Source organism: Polynucleobacter hirudinilacicola (genome assembly GCF_002192535.1).
Lineage (GTDB): Bacteria > Pseudomonadota > Gammaproteobacteria > Burkholderiales > Burkholderiaceae > Polynucleobacter > Polynucleobacter hirudinilacicola.
On the sequence record NZ_NAIA01000001.1, the window covers coordinates 128200 to 145161 of the forward strand.

General features: G+C 43.9%; 15 protein-coding genes and 1 riboswitch. Of the genes, 9 read left to right on the plus strand and 6 right to left on the minus strand.

Going from position 1 to position 16962, the window contains the following annotated elements:
• Window positions 1-75 precede the first annotated feature (75 nt).
• A riboswitch (cobalamin riboswitch) is annotated at window positions 76-290 on the minus strand.
• 81 nt (window positions 291-371) lie between these two features.
• From B6A14_RS00645 to B6A14_RS00670, 6 genes are all read left to right on the plus strand, one after another.
• Window positions 372-989 carry a Crp/Fnr family transcriptional regulator gene (locus B6A14_RS00645; protein WP_087908553.1) on the plus strand — a complete coding sequence of 206 codons (618 nt, stop codon included), beginning with the start codon at window positions 372-374 and terminating at the stop codon, window positions 987-989.
• Between the two features lie 213 nt (window positions 990-1202).
• Window positions 1203-2912, plus strand: coding sequence for an oxalyl-CoA decarboxylase (oxc, locus tag B6A14_RS00650; RefSeq protein ID WP_201721441.1), 1710 nt, complete (start codon window positions 1203-1205; stop codon window positions 2910-2912).
• Between the two features lie 49 nt (window positions 2913-2961).
• Window positions 2962-4212 carry a formyl-CoA transferase gene (gene frc / locus B6A14_RS00655; protein WP_087908555.1) on the plus strand — a complete coding sequence of 417 codons (1251 nt, stop codon included), beginning with the start codon at window positions 2962-2964 and terminating at the stop codon, window positions 4210-4212.
• Between the two features lie 71 nt (window positions 4213-4283).
• Window positions 4284-4712: a PAS domain-containing protein gene (locus B6A14_RS00660; protein ID WP_087908556.1), complete on the plus strand. Its 429-nt coding sequence runs from the start codon at window positions 4284-4286 to the stop codon at window positions 4710-4712.
• A gap of 128 nt (window positions 4713-4840) precedes the next feature.
• Entirely contained in the window at window positions 4841-6088 is a 1248-nt protein-coding gene (gene frc / locus B6A14_RS00665; RefSeq protein WP_087908557.1) for a formyl-CoA transferase, read from the plus strand.
• Window position 6089: 1 nt separating this feature from the next.
• Window positions 6090-7022: a methionyl-tRNA formyltransferase gene (locus B6A14_RS00670; protein WP_087908558.1), complete on the plus strand. Its 933-nt coding sequence runs from the start codon at window positions 6090-6092 to the stop codon at window positions 7020-7022.
• Window positions 7023-7030: 8 nt separating this feature from the next.
• Here B6A14_RS00670 and B6A14_RS00675 read toward each other — a convergent pair whose 3' ends face one another.
• Genes B6A14_RS00675 through B6A14_RS00685 form a run of 3 tightly spaced genes read right to left on the minus strand, consistent with a single transcriptional unit; the run spans window position 7031 to window position 11509 of the window.
• Window positions 7031-9526, minus strand: a complete 2496-nt coding sequence (locus tag B6A14_RS00675; RefSeq protein WP_087908559.1) for an MFS transporter — start codon at window positions 9524-9526, stop codon at window positions 7031-7033.
• A complete protein-coding gene (locus B6A14_RS00680; protein WP_087908560.1) occupies window positions 9523-10752 on the minus strand; it encodes an ABC transporter substrate binding protein in 1230 nt (409 codons plus the stop codon). Before B6A14_RS00680 ends, B6A14_RS00675 begins: the two co-directional genes overlap by 4 nt.
• Entirely contained in the window at window positions 10706-11509 is an 804-nt protein-coding gene (locus B6A14_RS00685) for a hypothetical protein (RefSeq protein WP_145954948.1), read from the minus strand. The genes B6A14_RS00680 and B6A14_RS00685 overlap by 47 nt, the downstream gene beginning before the upstream one ends.
• Window positions 11510-11674: 165 nt before the next feature.
• Here B6A14_RS00685 and B6A14_RS00690 point away from each other — a divergent pair, with 165 nt between their 5' ends.
• From B6A14_RS00690 to B6A14_RS00700, 3 genes are all read left to right on the plus strand, one after another.
• Window positions 11675-13051 carry a TAXI family TRAP transporter solute-binding subunit gene (locus tag B6A14_RS00690; RefSeq protein ID WP_087908562.1) on the plus strand — a complete coding sequence of 459 codons (1377 nt, stop codon included), beginning with the start codon at window positions 11675-11677 and terminating at the stop codon, window positions 13049-13051.
• Between the two features lie 153 nt (window positions 13052-13204).
• The gene (locus tag B6A14_RS00695) at window positions 13205-14548 is read left to right on the plus strand and encodes a TAXI family TRAP transporter solute-binding subunit (protein WP_087908563.1); all 1344 of its coding nucleotides are present in this window, start codon (window positions 13205-13207) and stop codon (window positions 14546-14548) included.
• A 130-nt stretch (window positions 14549-14678) separates the two neighbouring features.
• Window positions 14679-14987 carry a hypothetical protein gene (locus B6A14_RS00700; RefSeq protein WP_087908564.1) on the plus strand — a complete coding sequence of 103 codons (309 nt, stop codon included), beginning with the start codon at window positions 14679-14681 and terminating at the stop codon, window positions 14985-14987.
• Between the two features lie 82 nt (window positions 14988-15069).
• On the opposite strand, the gene panC is transcribed toward B6A14_RS00700, so the two are convergent.
• From panC to B6A14_RS00715, 3 genes are read right to left on the minus strand one after another with little or no spacing between them, the layout of a single operon-like run.
• The gene (gene panC, locus B6A14_RS00705; RefSeq protein WP_087908565.1) at window positions 15070-15921 is read right to left on the minus strand and encodes a pantoate--beta-alanine ligase; all 852 of its coding nucleotides are present in this window, start codon (window positions 15919-15921) and stop codon (window positions 15070-15072) included.
• The gene (locus B6A14_RS00710) at window positions 15918-16781 is read right to left on the minus strand and encodes a segregation and condensation protein A (protein ID WP_087908566.1); all 864 of its coding nucleotides are present in this window, start codon (window positions 16779-16781) and stop codon (window positions 15918-15920) included. Before B6A14_RS00710 ends, panC begins: the two co-directional genes overlap by 4 nt.
• Complete coding sequence (locus B6A14_RS00715; RefSeq protein ID WP_087908567.1) at window positions 16774-16962, minus strand: DUF3460 family protein; 189 nt, start codon at window positions 16960-16962, stop codon at window positions 16774-16776. Before B6A14_RS00715 ends, B6A14_RS00710 begins: the two co-directional genes overlap by 8 nt.

The window sequence follows — 16962 nt, forward strand, 5'->3', positions numbered from 1 at the left end:
AGGGGTTCAGACGTCAATTTGGCGCAAGATCTCAGGACCAGGCGCTGTCATCGGCGCGCGAAGGTCCCCGTCCTCGAAATTCCACCTGTCTTGGCCGGTATCCGGGCTAGTAAATATCAGAATCTGGCCTTCCCATGCGATTGACGCGCACAGTGGCTTTGTCAGATTCCTGACGCCTAAAAAATGAGCAAAAGGCGTATTTACCTACCGTTGCGGGGGCAGCACACGTTTAGTGTTTCCCGTTTAACTCTATTGCACTGCAATAGAGCACCACGACTGTTCAATTCTAGCCCAACTCCAGTGGGGATTAGGGTTTTTATCTAATTTGTAGTTTAAAAAAGCCTACAATGATGGGCTTGGACTAAGGATTCATGACAGCATTAGATAAACACCCCGAAAAAAACCTAATTCGCCTGCAATTGAGCCAAAACTCAGTCTTAAAAAGCTTGGATCAAGATGCGATGGCGGACTTAGAGCGGCATTTAGAGATCTCTGACCTCAAAAAATCAGAGATTTTGCTGCATCAGGGCGACCATCAAATGGAACAATACTTTGTTTTAGATGGCATTTTGAAGCGCATTGTTTCTAGTGCCGATGCTAAAGAGATGATTTTGCGTTTCGCTATCGAAAAAGACATTGAGACTAGCTATGCCGCTTGGCGCCTGAAGACTGCTGCTCCCTACAGTATTGCCTCTGTAACCAAGGCACGAGTGGCTCGAATGCCGCTCAAGAAATGGGCAGAATTCTTGGATCAGCATAAGCCCCTTAAAGAAAGCTTTGAGTTCGAAGTGATGCGTCTGATGAGTGAGATCATGGCCCACACGATTACATTGCATATGCTTGATGCTCCAGGTCGAGTAGAGCGTTTTCTGCGCAAATATGAAGACTTATTTGAGCTACTCCCCAAAAAGGAGTTGGCCGCCTATCTCAATCTCTCCCCTGAGACCTTGAGTCGCCTTAAAACTAAGCATAAAGAGCTATTTATCTAAGTTTTAAGGGTTTGCGCCCCTTTGGGTGGCTTGAATTAAGGGGAAATTGACCGAAGTCAATGATGAACCTCCACCCCGAGCCTAATATTCATTTCTGCCTAAGCGGGGACTAATACCCGCAGTGCGATTAATAACTTCATTGGAGACGCTAGCGAAAGCTAAATTGCATGGACCCATCACTTTGTGATGACTCGCAATTCATATAAAAATTCTATGACAACAGATAACCAAAACACACAACTAACTGATGGCTTCCATCTCGTCATTGACGCTTTAAAGGCGAATGACCTCGATACGATTTTCGGACTAGTTGGTATTCCAATTACTGACCTCTGTCGTTTGGCACAAGCCGAAGGTTTGCGCTTTATCGGTTTCCGTCACGAGCAACATGCTGGTAACGCTGCGGCGATCGCTGGCTACATGACACAAAAGCCTGGTATTTGCATGACTGTTTCTGCGCCGGGTTTCTTGAATGGTTTAACAGCGCTAGCAAATGCTACGGTGAACTGTTTCCCGATGATTTTGATTTCTGGCTCAAGCGAGCGTGAGATCGTTGACTTACAGCAGGGTGACTACGAAGAGATGGATCAACTCAACGCTGCTAAGCCATATTGCAAAGCTGCATACCGTATTAATCACATTGAAGATATCGGCATTGGTTTTGCTCGCGCGATTCGTGCAGCAGTATCTGGTCGTCCAGGCGGCGTGTACTTAGACTTGCCAGCACAGTTGCTGGCTCAAACAATGCCTGCTGATGAAGCTAAGAAATCTATTTTCAAAGTAATCGATCCAGTTCCTCGTCAAATTCCAGCTGCTGATGCAGTGGCGCGTGCCTTAGACGTATTGAAAGGCGCTAAGCGTCCATTAATTCTCTTGGGCAAAGGTGCTGCTTATGCACAAGCTGATAAAGAGATTCGTGATTTGATCGAAAAATCTGGAATTCCTTACTTGCCGATGTCAATGGCTAAAGGTTTATTGCCAGATAACCATCCACAATCTGCTTCTGCGGCGCGCTCATTTGTATTGGCTGAAGCTGATGCAGTAATGTTGGTTGGCGCACGTTTGAACTGGTTGCTTGCTCACGGTAAGGGTAAGACTTGGGGCAAAGATCCTAAGAAATTTATTCAGATCGATATTCAAGCAAACGAGGTCGATAGCAACGTGCAAATCGCTGCCCCATTAATTGGTGATATTGGTTCATGCGTTAGTGAACTCTTGAAAGGGATTTCTGCTGTTCCTAAGCCAAGTGCGGAGTGGATTGCTGCAATCACCGACAAGAAAGACAAGAACACTGCCAAGATGGCTGAGACATTGGCAAAAGAAGCTAACCCAATGAACTTCCATGGCGCGTTGCGTGTGATTCGCGATGTCATTAAGAAGAATCCAGATGTCAATTTGGTAAACGAAGGTGCAAACACCTTGGATTACTGCCGTGCGATTGTGGATATGTATAAGCCACGTAAGCGCTTTGACTCTGGTACTTGGGGAATCATGGGTATTGGTATGGGCTATGCCATTGGTGCTGCTGTGACTAGCGGCCTACCAACAGTTGCGGTTGAAGGCGATAGTGCGTTTGGTTTTAGCGGCATGGAACTCGAAACTGTTTGCCGTTACAACTTGCCAATCACAACTGTTGTGTTTAACAACAATGGCGTATACCGTGGTACCGATGTCAATCCAACTGGCGGCGCTGATGTTGCTCCGACTGTTTTTGTTAAGGATGCGCGTTACGACAAGATGATTGAAGCGTTTGGTGGTGTTGGTTACTACGTAACCACTCCAGCAGAATTGGAAGCAGCGTTAACAGAAGCTATTGCTGCCGGTAAACCAGCTCTCATCAATGCTGTTATTGATGAAACTGCAGGTACTGAAAGTGGACGTTTAACAAACTTAAACCCATCCACAGCAGCTGCTAAGAAGTAATTACAGATTAATTTAGAAGCAAATAAGAAACACTTAAGGAGAAACAAACATGACTAAACCATTAGATGGTATTCGCATTATTGACTTCACCCACGTACAAGCAGGTCCTGCCTGTACTCAGTTATTGGGCTTTTATGGCGCTGACGTTATCAAGGTTGAGCGTCCAGGTTCAGGCGACGTAACCCGTAGTCAGTTGCGTGACGTTCCAGGTGCGGATGCTTTGTATTTCACCATGCTCAACGGCAACAAGCGCTCATTAACCCTCGATACTAAAACTCCAGAAGGTAAAGAAGTGTTGGAGAAGATGATCAAGGTTTCTGATGTTATGGTCGAGAACTTTGGTCCAGGCGCATTGGATCGGATGGGCTTTTCTTGGCAGCGTATTCAGGAATTGAACCCAAAAATGATCTTGGCTTCTGTTAAAGGTTTTAGCGATGGCCACTCATATGAAGACTTAAAAGTTTATGAGAACGTTGCTCAGTGTGCTGGTGGTGCAGCTTCTACTACTGGTTTCTGGGATGGTCCTCCTACAGTTTCTGCTGCAGCGTTGGGTGACTCTAATACTGGTATGCACTTGGCAATCGGTATTTTGACTGCTTTGATGCAACGTCAAAAGACTGGTAAGGGTCAAAAAGTTTCTTGCTCTATGCAAGATGCTGTATTGAACTTGTGCCGCGTGAAATTGCGCGATCAACAACGTTTGGACAAAGTGGGTTACTTGGAAGAGTATCCACAGTACCCACACGGATCATTCACTGATGTAGTTCCACGTGGCGGTAACGCTGGTGGTGGTGGCCAACCAGGTTGGGTATTGAAGTGTAAAGGTTGGGAAACCGATCCAAATGCTTACATCTACTTCACTATTCAAGGTCACGCTTGGGAGCCAATTACTAAAGCTTTGGGCAAACCAGAGTGGGCAACAGATCCGGCCTATATGACTGCTGAAGCTCGTCAAGACAAGATTTTTGATATCTTCGCAACAATTGAAGATTGGCTTAAAGACAAGACCAAGTACGAAGCTGTGGATATTCTCCGCAAGTTCGATATTCCATGTGCCCCAGTTCTCTCGATGAAAGAATTGGCTGCTTCACCTGACCTGCGTAAGAGCGGCTCAATCGTTGAAGTGGATCACAAGGTGCGCGGTAAGTATTTGACTATCGGTAGCCCAATCAAGTTCTCTGATTTGGAAATCGAAGTGAAGCCATCTCCTGTATTGGGTGAGCACACTGATGAAGTGTTGGCTGACCTTGGCTATAGCGCTGATGACATCGCTAAGCTGCATACAGCTAAAGCAGTTTAAGAACGATAATTAATCAGTAATATCTTTAAGGCGCTCCTTGTGAGCGCCTTTTTTATCTTTAGAATGCGTCTATGAATACGAATATTGACTTAAACCAATTAGTAGAATGCGTTGGTGATGCCATCATTGTTGTCGATGCTCATGAAAAAATTGTGATGTGGAATCCCGCCGCTACTCGTATCTTTGGATATTCCGAAGCAGAGGCCTTGGGCAACACTTTAGATTTGATTGTTCCTGAGCGCCAACGTCATCGACATAATGAGGGCTGTCGCAAGTCGATGGAAACGGGGATTACGCGTTATGGCACATCGCTATTAAAAGTACCAGCGCTTCATCAGAATGGCGGCATGCTCTCCATAGCGTTTACGGTGGGGATGCTCTTTGATGAGCATCAGAAGGTCAATGGGATCGTTGCGGTAATTCGGGATGAAACGGCGCGTTTTGCTGAAGAAAGGGCCCTGAAAAAGCGCCTCCTGGAACTTGAAAGCCCCCATTCTTAGCCTCTTATGGCCTTTGAACAAGCTGTAATGCAGTTGGTGCCCAAAAATTAGGCATACGCCGTTTACCCCAATTCCCCACTGGTAAAATTATTCCAATTCAATATTTCATTCTTATTAGGACTTAAACCATGGCAAAAGCACTTGAAGGAGTCAAAATCCTCGACTTTACGCACGTTCAATCTGGACCAACCTGTACTCAGTTACTTGCCTGGTTTGGTGCGGACGTTATTAAAGTAGAAAAATCTGGCGAAGGGGATGCGACCCGCGGACAACTGCGCGACATTCCAGATGCAGATAGCTTGTATTTCACGATGCTGAATCACAACAAGCGTTCCATTACTGTTAATACTAAGACTCAAAAAGGCAAAGAAATTCTCGAGCGCCTTATTAAAGAGTGTGACGTATTGGTTGAAAACTTTGCGCCGGGCGCATTAGATCGTATGGGATTTTCTTGGGAGCGTATTCAAGAGCTCAACCCCATGATGATCATGGCGTCCGTAAAAGGTTTTGGTCCTGGTCCATACGAAGATTGCAAAGTGTATGAGAACGTTGCGCAATGTGCCGGCGGTTCTGCATCCACAACTGGCTTTGATGATGGCCCTCCGATGGTTACTGGCGCACAAATTGGTGACAGCGGAACTGGCTTGCATTTAGCTTTAGGTATTGTGACTGCACTTTATCAGCGTACCCATTCTGGCCGTGGTCAGAAAGTGTTGGCAGCGATGCAAGATGCGGTATTGAACTTATGCCGCGTGAAGCTGCGTGATCAACAGCGTTTAGAGCGGGTTGGTCTCATGCAAGAGTATCCCCAGTTCCCGAACGGTGAGTTCGGTGACTCTGTGCCCCGTGCAGGCAATGCATCTGGTGGTGGTCAGCCTGGCTGGATCGTCAAATGTAAGGGCTGGGAAACCGATCCAAATGCCTATATGTATGTGATCGTTCAGGCTCCAGTTTGGGAAGCAATTTGCAAAGTGATTGGCCGTGAAGATTGGATTACTGATGTGCGTTTTGCATCACCAATGGCGCGCTTGCCACACTTGATGGAAATTTTCGGTGAGATCGAAAAGTGGACCATGACTATGACCAAGTTTGAAGTGATGGACGTATTAAATAAATACGACATTCCATGTGGCCCAATTCTGTCGATGAAAGAAATCGCTGAAGAACCAGCATTGCGCGCTACTGGAACTGTGGTTGAAGTGGATCATCCAATTCGTGGTAAATACCTCACTGTTGGCAACCCAATTAAGATGTCTGATAGCCCAACTGATGTCACTCGTTCGCCATTGCTCGGTGAGCATACTGATGAGATTCTGAGTGAACTAGGCTATTCCACTGATGAATTAATTTCTCTTCGTCACGATAAGGTTATCTAAGATGCGGGTTGCGTTGATTGGGAGTGCCGATTTTGGTAAGGCCGCATTAGAGGCTTTTTTAGAGCGTGGTGACGAGATTGTTGCTGTTTTCTGTCCGCCAGATAACCCCAAATCAAGTAAACCTGAGGTGCTTAAAGAGGCTGCGCTAGCAAAGGGCTTAACCCCTCTGCAATTCCCTTCTTTGAAAGGTTCTGAGGCTGCACAAGCCATGATTGATAGCGGTGCTGATATCTGTGTCATGGCTTATGTATTGCAGTTTGTACCCCAAGAGCTTTGCAAAATTCCAAAGCACGGCACAATTCAGTATCACCCATCACTCTTGCCAAAATATCGAGGACCTAGTGCAATCAATTGGGCGATCGCTCTAGGTGAAGAAAAAACCGGTTTAACGATCTTCCGTCCATCCGATGGTTTAGATGAAGGCGAAGTGATTTTGCAAAAAGAGGTTGCTATTGGATCGAACGATACATTAGGAAAAATCTACTTTGATCATCTTTTTCCGATTGGCGTAAAAGCATTGCTAGAGGCTGCTGATTTAGTGGTTGCTGGTAAACATCAAGAAATTGTTCAAGATGAATCCAAAGCAAACTATGAAGGCTGGTTTGATGTAAACGCTGCACAAATTCACTGGGCGACGCACATCAGTCAAATCTACAACCTCATTCGGGCTTGCAATCCTGCGCCTGGCGCTTGGACAAAATTTGGTGAGCAAAAAGTACAGATCTACGATTGCCACAAGCATGTGGCTGCAACTTTTGGCGCCGTTAGAGGTAAGCCTGGTGAAGTAACTCAAATCACGCTCGATTCATTATTCGTTGCCTGCCATGGCGGACAAATCGAAGTGCTCAAAGCCAAAGGCGCTGCTGGTAAGGTTTCTGGCGCAGAGTTGGCTAAGGAATTGCAACTAGAAGTAGGACAGTCTTTCGCGATTTAAATTGCTCTCTAATCTACGCTATGCGGTAGATTAATATCCGAGTGCGACTCACGTGACGCAAGCCCAAAGCTTATGGTTGTGATGAGGTAGGCGCTAGCAATTAAACCTACACCCAGCAGAGTTCCCAGCGAGACCGCAACTCCAAAAACAGCTGGTCCAGAAAATTGACCAACCTTTTTCATGGCGCTATAAAAACTCAGAGCCTTGCCATGCCCGATTTTTTCAGCAGCGGGAATCGACATGAAATAGCTGTTTTGTGAGACCAAGCCCACTGAATCAGAAATCCCTAAAATGACTATCGCGATTAGTGCACCTATAAAGGTGGGGGCTGACCAAAACGTACTGAGCGATAGCACGCCAATCAGACAGGATCCCAGCATTAAATGTTTGGTGTTTACTTTTCTGCCAGCGAGGAACTTTACCAAAAGAGGTCCAATGAAAACCATGCAAATTCCGTAGAGCAAGAATCCGCGGCCAATATCACCTTGGCTGACATCAACAGAGTTCGCAAAGATCGGGAAAAAATAGGTCAGAAATGATGAGGTAATTGCAGAAGGAATCGTAATCAATAAAAAGAAAAAGAAGGTGTCTTTGTGTAGAAAGAAGGTGCGCAGACCTGCTAAAGTCAGCTTGTTATTGCCGGTGATGGCTGGCTTTGAATTTACTGTGAGGGAGAAAGTAAATGGCAAGGCAACGGCAATCATCATTGAGGCCAATATCATTACTGCTGGAAAGCCAATCCGCTGGGCTAAGAGAGCCCCAATTACTGCCCCACAATTCATCCCTGCAAATATTCCTGCATTCAAAATAGAGAATCCATGGGTTCGTTCGTGATTTGATTTTCCAGTAGCCACTAGGCCGCGGAGACCCATCCAGGCTGCGCCATAGCCAATACCAACAAAGCAGCGAATCGCAATAAAGTTAACTGCATCACTTGATAAGGCCGATATCACGGTGGCAATAGATAGCAGTATGAAACCGCACACAAATACTGGCCTCCAGCCGTAGCGATCAATGAAGTAGCCAGCAAGCAGCGATGATAGGAATGCGCCAAACATTTCAGAGGCAATGGGCAGGCCCACAATAACGTTAAATGATAGGCCCCAAAGTGGTCTGTAGATATCTTTCATCAGAAGTGGGATGAAAGATATGGACATGTAACTACATAGGAGTAGCAAGAATGCCAGGACTCTGACGCAATTTTCGTGCTGCGTGATCACCAAGGCAGTTTCTTGTTTTGCAGTCATCCCATGGGTATGGGATGGATCAGTCTTTTCTGCTTCATGGAGATTGGTGAGAGTTACCTTATTGGAGAGCACAATAATAATAAAAACTAGCATCTCAACTAAGAAGAAGATAGATGTCACAAACATGGTTACGGCATCAAGCGCCAATGAAAATACCTTTTGGTCGATATAACTTTTCGATGCTGCGATGACTAGTGAGGCATCTAGCCCGTTACTATCTTTGCCAAGCAAACGTGAAACTTGCGGTACGTCATTAGAGTCTTGCTGAGCTTCTGGTTTTTGCGCTTGATTGCTTGTGGATTGCTTTGCATCAATCGACGAAGAAAATAAGGTGTCCCCATTGGGGTTGTTCAGATTAACGTAGTTAATTTCTTTGACTGGCCCTGCCAAGTTCTTTAGCCAATCATCCACACCATCTAGTTCTTCATAGGTAAATCCAAAGCCCACCACGCGATTGATACGCTTGCTAATCATATCGGCAGCAATATTTAAATTGTTATTAACTACCTCAAGGTAAGCGGAGCGAAATGTAACAACGTTAAGCACTCCAAAGGAGGCTTGGGCAGTTGCCAGGATGAGCGTCATAGCAATGAGGAGCCCACGCTTATTCAATTGACCATTCTTGAGAAAAAGATGGATTCGATATACTACTAAAACGATGCATAAAATAGTAGCAAGCGCAATGGACACCATGATCTTGAGAGTGTCACTTAGATAGGCTGTCATTTTTTCGGAGACAGCATTTTCATTAAAAACAATATCGATTGTTCCGATCCAATCTTGGTTGGCATCCCTTAAAGGGATTAACGCATGATATTCATCACCCGATAACAGCCATGACAAATTATTTTTCTTCTTTGCGTCAGAAAAATTAATCTTCGTCAGCAGGTTTTCAGGCAATGCTTCAACATCAGTAGGCCCTGAAATATCGTACAGAGTATCGCCATTCGGAAGCATTACAAAAACATTCTCTACTGTCGGCGCCTGTTTCTTAATATCCGATAAGATTTCGCCCATGCCGGCAAAATTATTCAGGGGCTTGTGATACTTCACTGAGTATTCAATGGTGCGACGTGCTTCGCTACCGGTTACGCCATATGAAGATACCAAGGAGTCGATATAACTCTTTTGAAAGGAGCCAATATTCAGGAAGCCTGTGAGCGAAAGCACCATGACTATCAGGAGCGAGGCTAATGCTGCTACATAAAACCGCATACCCTGATGGGTTCCAGTCCATTTTGAGAAGGTCTGCTTCATTTGGCGCCCTTTACTATTTGATCCGCACCAAGCAACAATTCAAAACGAGGGCGATAACTAATGGCCTTTGCAACATCTAAATTGATGATGATGTTAGGGCTGTTTTCATATATTTGAGAAATTTGACTCGGCAGCTCACCCTTTAAAATCCGAACTATCGTTTTGGCGCCAAAGTTCCCTACGCCTGCAAAGTTTTGGCGGGCTAGGCTCATCAGCGCGCCATTATTGACATCATTTGCTTGTTGAGCAAATACCGGAATTTTTTTATTCACAAGTGGGGCTAGAACTGTAGAGAGCTGCTTGGGATCGCTACCAATAAAAAGTCCAACATAGACTGCGTCTACTTTGGAGGCTAAGCGTGCGTTAGCTGCCTCCATATCAATGGCAAATTGTTTTTTGTTTTTACCGTATTTCTCAGGTTGATCTACATTTTCAATCACAACTTGAAAATTACGCTGCTTCGCTACTTCGAGTACATCATCAATTGCAGCAAAGCTTCGACCTGCAACATCATCATCGACAACAATTCCTAAGGTTTTGAATTTAAAAATGTCGTAAAAAATATCTACTTGTCGTTTGTAGCGATAGGGATCCATGTGAGCCCAAACCAAATCATTTCCTGAAAATTCAGCGCCATTCACAATTCCTGCTTGCAAGGCATTACTCGTGGACATAGAGACTGCTGGTACATTTAGTCCGTACTTTAAGATTTCTTTGGCTGATTCTGTACCCATAATCAGTACAAGATCAGTATTTTTAGATTGGTTAATTTTTTGAGTAATTTTTTCCGCGTGCACCCCATATTCAGCGCCCTTGAGTTTGTCGAAAGTGTAAAAATCATTTTCACCAAATTTTAAGTAGGGCTCATCTTGTTTCTGAGCCAGCCACTCCCAAATAATTTTTGAATCTACCTGCCCTTTTGTGTAAGGAAGCCCTTCAATGGATTTAATCCAACCCATGCGATGGAGTGCTGTAACTAAGTTGGCCAAGGTAGCGGCATAGTTAGCAAAAGGTCTGGATTCGATATAGGAAATGCGCCAAGGAGCACCTGTTGCAGTGGTGGTGGGGCTTAGTGGGGAAGAGTTGGATGTTGTCTGAGCATGGGATTGAGAGATGAGTGGCCCCTGAATCAATCCAAGCCATATAAAGAAGCTCAGGGCTGACGCCCTTAAGAGAAATTTAAAACAATGTGCATTCAATTTTTGTATACCCCACTTGCATAACATCTTTATTTCGTTGCTGCAAGCAACCAGCCATCAACTTATTTTTTTGCAGAAGATTTACTTGTGTATCAATATCATCCCCATTAGCGAAAATGATAGAGGAAGGATTTTCTAAATTTACTTGAATAGGCTTCATCACATTTTGGAAAAATATATAACGGTAGTAATCCTCATATTTTTTTACCAGTTTTAATATCAGCATATCAGCGGAAAATTTATCCTGCATGCTAGCGTAATTCATCGGCGCTACAGTTGAAAAAAGATAGCGAAAACTATTATCTTGCCTTGCTAGATTAATTGCATGCCGTGTCATCCGCATTTGCAGACGATTGCCGGTGAATTCCGGAATAACACAGGCGCGTTCAAGATGGGCAACTTGAGATAGCTGACTAGGATCTTGCATGCCGATATCAAGTCCTAGGTTTTCTGGGCGTGCGCGGGGAAACCAGATGGATCTAAATCCAACTAGACGACTATTCACGTGGCAGCCAATAATTAAGCCGTCATTCGATAAGGATGATTCAAAGACCTCGCGGGTGTCGGGATAGTAGATTGATGAGTCTTTAATGTGCCGAACCGTTTCGTCTTGAACGTTCAAAACTGCATCGATATCGTTAATATTTAGTACATTAATACTACATTGATGAGACTTGCCATCAGATCTAGAAATGACCTCGCACCCCTCCAGGGTTGGGTTGGAGGGTAAAGCCACTGCCTTGACTCCAGGAATATTTGAGGGTGCTGCGTTTGAGTTGGCCATGATAGTTTTATTGAAGCCCAATGGCCGAAAAATTCATAATTGATCTAAATGATGGGGCTAATTTCTACTGAATACCTATTAAGTGCAAGAATTGCCAAAATCGCTCTTACTGATAATGTACAGTATCTCTTAGAAAAATATTGTTTTATTGAAGAAAGTTTGTGAATGACCAAGAAACCCCACCATGACTACCCTAATGTAGAAGGGTATTTCCTCCAAAGCGCAAAAGATGAGGTTCATGCGCTATCGATGTTTTTCCGCTACCAGTGGTACGTGGCTCTTGCAGTTGTCCTTGGAATCTTTCTGCTACTCCATTTTATGAAGCCATTGCCTCCGAGCGAAATACGTATTTCAAGAGGGCAGCCCAACTCATCACTAGAGGTTGAGGCTCTCAATTTCCAAAAGTTTCTTGAGAAAGAAGGGGTTAAGGTTGAGCTCGTTCCATCTAAGGGTACCCTCGACAGCCTTGAATTATTGAGACAAAAGAAGGTAGATGTTGCATTAACGCAGTCTGGCCTTCCCATTTCAGGTTCAGAGGGTTTGGTGTCCTTGGGTAGCGTTGGATATCAGTCTTTTTGGTACTTTTATACTGGACCTGAATTTCATGGCACTGATATTTTTCAGTTGCTCAAGGACAAGCGAATCTACGTAAATCAGCCAGGAAGCGGAACTCGTTTCATGGTTGATAGCTTACTCAAGATTTCTGGTCACTTAGATAAACCACAATTTACGATGGTAGAAAATTTAAGTCCTAAGGCGGCAGTTGACGCTTTAAAGGCAAAGCAAGTAGACGGTCTATTTCTGATTGCTGGCTATGATTCTTTAAATATCAAAGCCCTATTGGCGGATTCAAACATCAACATATTAAGTTTCCCAATTGCCGATGCTCTCAATCTGCAATTAAAGGGTGTCGATATTGTTACGCTGCCAATGGGTGCTTTTTCCCTCAGCCCTTTGGTTCCTAAGAAAAATACAAAGATGGTAGCTGTTGCTACCACAATCATTGCGGAAAAAACACTGCATCCTGATATCCAATACCTATTATTAGAAGCTAGCCGAGAGATGAATCAGCTCAATGAAGTAGTTTTTGATTATCCAGGCGGATTTCCCGCATTTACTGAAAAAGGCATTCCTCGTAGCGATGTTGCTGAGAAGTTTTACGAGAAAGGTCCACCATCGCTGAAACATCAACTACCACATTGGCTAGCAAGCTTCTTGGATATTGCCTGGTTTACCTTAGTGGCTATGTTTGCAATCATCTATCCGTTAGTTCAATTGATACCTGGCTATCGAAAAACCATTTTTGAAATGCATGCAAGCCATTTATATACAGAGCTCTTTGATTTAAATCGAGAGTGTGATAACGCGAAGTCCTTAGCTGAAATAAATGCGTGCATAAAAAAAGTAGATGAAATAAATGAGGTGATTCTGAAGGCTTGGGTTCCTAAGGGCGCAAAAGACTCCTATGGTAATTTGCTGAATGTGCTCAATATTCTTAACAATCTGACTAAAGAAAAGAAAGCTCTTTTAGAGCGCTCGTAATATTTTAAAAATACTCCAGTCCAATATGACTTGTTACTGCAATTGGGCTGGAGTTAACATTTTGAGATTGATCAATTGATATTGAGAGATCGTATTTGATGTTGACAGGCTTCCTCCGATCCCTATTTCAAAGCCATTTAAATAAGTCGATAAATGATTGATTTTCAACTTTCCCTGCACACTCGAATTGGGCGACGTAACGTTGCGGTTGTCATAGCATCGATATTTCTTTTATTGACATGCTTAATTGGGGTGTCGACTTATTACTTATTCCCCAAGACCAATATCGTCATAGCAGCTGGACCCAAAGGCAGTTATTTGTATGATCTTGCCCAGTCTTATGCCGATGAGTTGCAGAAGAAGGGTGGTGTGAAGGCGGAAATCATTGAAACTTCGGGAGTTCTTGAAAACTTAGCATTATTAAATGATGCATCGAAAAATATTGATTTCGGAATCTTGCAAGGCGGGATTGCTAATCCAAAAGACTCCCCCGATCTTTTTTCATTGGGTAGTATTTTTTATGACCCCATTTGGATTGTTTATCGCGCCGGCTTAGGAGAGATTGATCAACTTAACCAACTTAAGGGCAAGCGAATAGCTATTGGTACAAAGCAAGACTCTAGCCAGCTAATTGCAAAAAAACTTTTTAAGTCTGCAAGCCTTGATTCATCGAACGTTACCTTTGAAGACAAAGACGTGCAGTCTGCCGTGAAGGGCTTACTCGATAGTAATTTGGACGCACTGGTTTTCCTTGCTCCGCCAGAGGATTTGGTGCTGAAGGAGATCTTTAATAATCCGTCTTTGAGAGTAATGAATATGTCCCAATCTGAGGGCATTCATCGCAATTTAAGATCCTTTACTGTGATTTCATTACCCTTTGCTACAGTGGACTTATCTACATCTAAGCCTGCTACTAATATGAAAGTGATGGCAACGACTGTTACCATTGCTACTCGCATTGATGTTCATCCTGCCCTTATTTATCTCATGATGGGAGTTATGGATAGAATTCATGAGTCACCATCGCTCATTAGTAATGAAAATGAGTTTCCAGCTGATAAGGATGTGGACCTACCATTAAGCCCTACTGCCGAGGCTTATTACAAAAATGGCAAGCCCTTTTTACAGCATTACCTCCCATTTTGGCTGGCAAGTTTTGTCGAGAAAATGATATTTTTATTAGTTTCAACGGCGGCTATTGCCTACCCGTTATTAAGTATTTATCCAGCTTACCAATGGATGATTAACCGACAAATAGATAGGCTATATAAAAAGCTACATGCACTAGAGCGTGAACTATTTCTCGGCAAAATTGATCAGTCCATTTTTAATGAAAAGTTAACGCAATTAGATGAGAAGGCCAACGCTCTGCTTGGACATTTCGATATGCCGCTTGCCTTTTATCATCGCTTGTACACCATACGCGATCACATCAGAAAGGTATTGAGGTGGACTGGTAAGGCTGATGCTCATTCTGGTGCATCTTTAGATGAATAAGGCTGGTTTAAGGGTACACCCTTAGCACCAATTTAGATAGCTTTTGTCATTCAATGCACATTAATTTTCTGTAGAATCGACATCGCTTATTGCAATCCTGTAATGAGTCATCTAAAAGAAGGAATATGAAATGGCACATGTTGGACATAGCTGGTTAAAAACTAAACCAGGAAGTTATAAGAAGGTATGCGATCGTTTTCATCAATTTGCTACCGAAGTAATGGCTCATAATGCTGACCTTCACGATGTCATTATTGTTGGCAACCAAGCTCAAAATACGATTGAAGGATTTGGTATTTGGGAAAATGCAGCTCATGCCGCCGCATTAGAAGATACCCAAGATTTTGCAAAATTTATGGCTGATGTTGCTGAAGATTTAGCTGAGCCAGTTCATCGCAATGACTTAGATTTGCTTTACCGCATGAATCCTAAGACATAAATATTTTTGATCTGTTTAAGTTGGCCTGCTGCGGCAGGTCTTTTTATTTTCCTGGGCGACCGCTGAGGGTCTTGAGAAAATATTAAATCTCTAAGTTATCAATTAAACGAGTTTTACCAAGCTTGGCGGCTGTCAGAATAACAAGCGGCTCACCAGCCTGCAATTGTTCGTTAGAAGCAGGTGCTAAATCGCTTTGCTGACGAATGGCGATGTAATCGGGTTGCCAGCCTCGTCCAGCAAGAGAAGCAACAGCCACCTTTTCAATTTCTGAAATGGATTGGCTGGTGCGATCTTTTAATTGCAGAACGCGCTCACGAACCTCTTTCAATACCTTTTGTAATTCTGGCGCTTCGGCACGCTCTTCTGTGGAGAGGTAGCCATTGCGTGAAGAGAGGGCGAGACCGTCTTCTGCCCGTATTGTTTCTCCAGGAATAATCTCTACTGGTAAAGCAAACTGTTTTGCCATTCTCCGAATAATCATCAGTTGTTGATAATCTTTTTTGCCAAACACGGCAACCTTAGGCTGTACGCAAGAGAATAGTTTGAGTACCACTGTGCAAACCCCTTTGAAGAATCCTGGGCGGAATTCACCTTCAAGGATATCGCCTAATTGCTGAGGTGGATCAACACGATATTCCTGTGGTTGAGGGTAAAGGTCGCGCTCAGTTGGCGCAAACAGAATGTAAACCCCTTCTTTTTCAAGCTTCTCGATATCGGCCTGCATGGTGCGTGGATAGCTATCAAAGTCTTCATTTGGACCAAATTGCATGCGATTTACAAAGATGCTGGCAACGACTGGGTCGCCATGCTGTCTTGCTAAGCGCATTAGTGATAAGTGACCCTCATGCAAGTTTCCCATTGTCGGCACAAATGAAGCACGGTTTTGACCGCGCAAATGGTCACGCAACTCCTGAATGTCGCTAATGATTTTCATGCAACAGGTGTGTAGGCAAGTCGGACGTAAATTGGCGCATAGGGCTCGGCTTGAGTGATCTCAATTAAAGCTTCACGCGAGAGTTCAAGCATAGCAATAAAGTTCACAATCACTACCGGAATGCCATTGCCAGACTTAATAGCTTCTTCGAACAATTCACCGAATTCAATGAAGCGTGTGCTTTGTAGGCGACGCAGAATACGGGTCATAAAGTCACGGACAGAAAGTTCTTCACGTGTAATGGTGTGATGCTGATTGAGTTTGGCACGGTGAAGGACATCACGCCAAGCCATTTGTAGGTCATCTAAGTTGACTTCAGGCCAAGTGATGGCAACAGTAGTATCTACAAAGCCATGTGCTACTTGGAAGTCACGACCTTGTTGTGGAATTTGATCAAGCTCTTGAGCGGCCAACTTCATGCGCTCGTACTCTAAGAGACGGCGTACTAATTCTGCGCGTGGATCTTCTACTTCCTCTTCGCTATCCGCCTTTTTCATTGGCAGTAGCATGCGAGATTTAATTTCAATCAACATTGCCGCCATTAATAAATACTCGGCGGCAAGTTCAAGATTGGAATGGCGAATCTGGTCAATATAGGTCAAGTACTGTTGAGTAACCTGCGCCATCGGAATATCAAGTACGTTGAAATTCTGTTTACGAATCAGATACAGCAAAAGATCTAAGGGACCTTCAAATGCTTCTAAGAAAACTTCTAGCGCATCTGGTGGGATATAAAGATCAGTAGGTAATTTAAATAATGGCTCGCCATAGAGTTTGGCAAATGCTTCTGACATCCCATCAGTTACTGACGGGGTACTATCAAGCAAATCGGATATTGGCTGAGTGCTTGGCTCAGTCATTCGAATAAACGTAGGCGCGTTGTTTCAATTTGGCGGCTTTAGCGCGGCGCTGATCTTCAATACTTAATGGCTCTTTGTCCCACAAGAGGGCGCGACCAGCTTGTTGCTCCGCCTCAAGATTGGGCTTCTCGGATTTGAGTTCATTTAAGAACTGGGTGAATTCAGATTGATATCTTGCCAT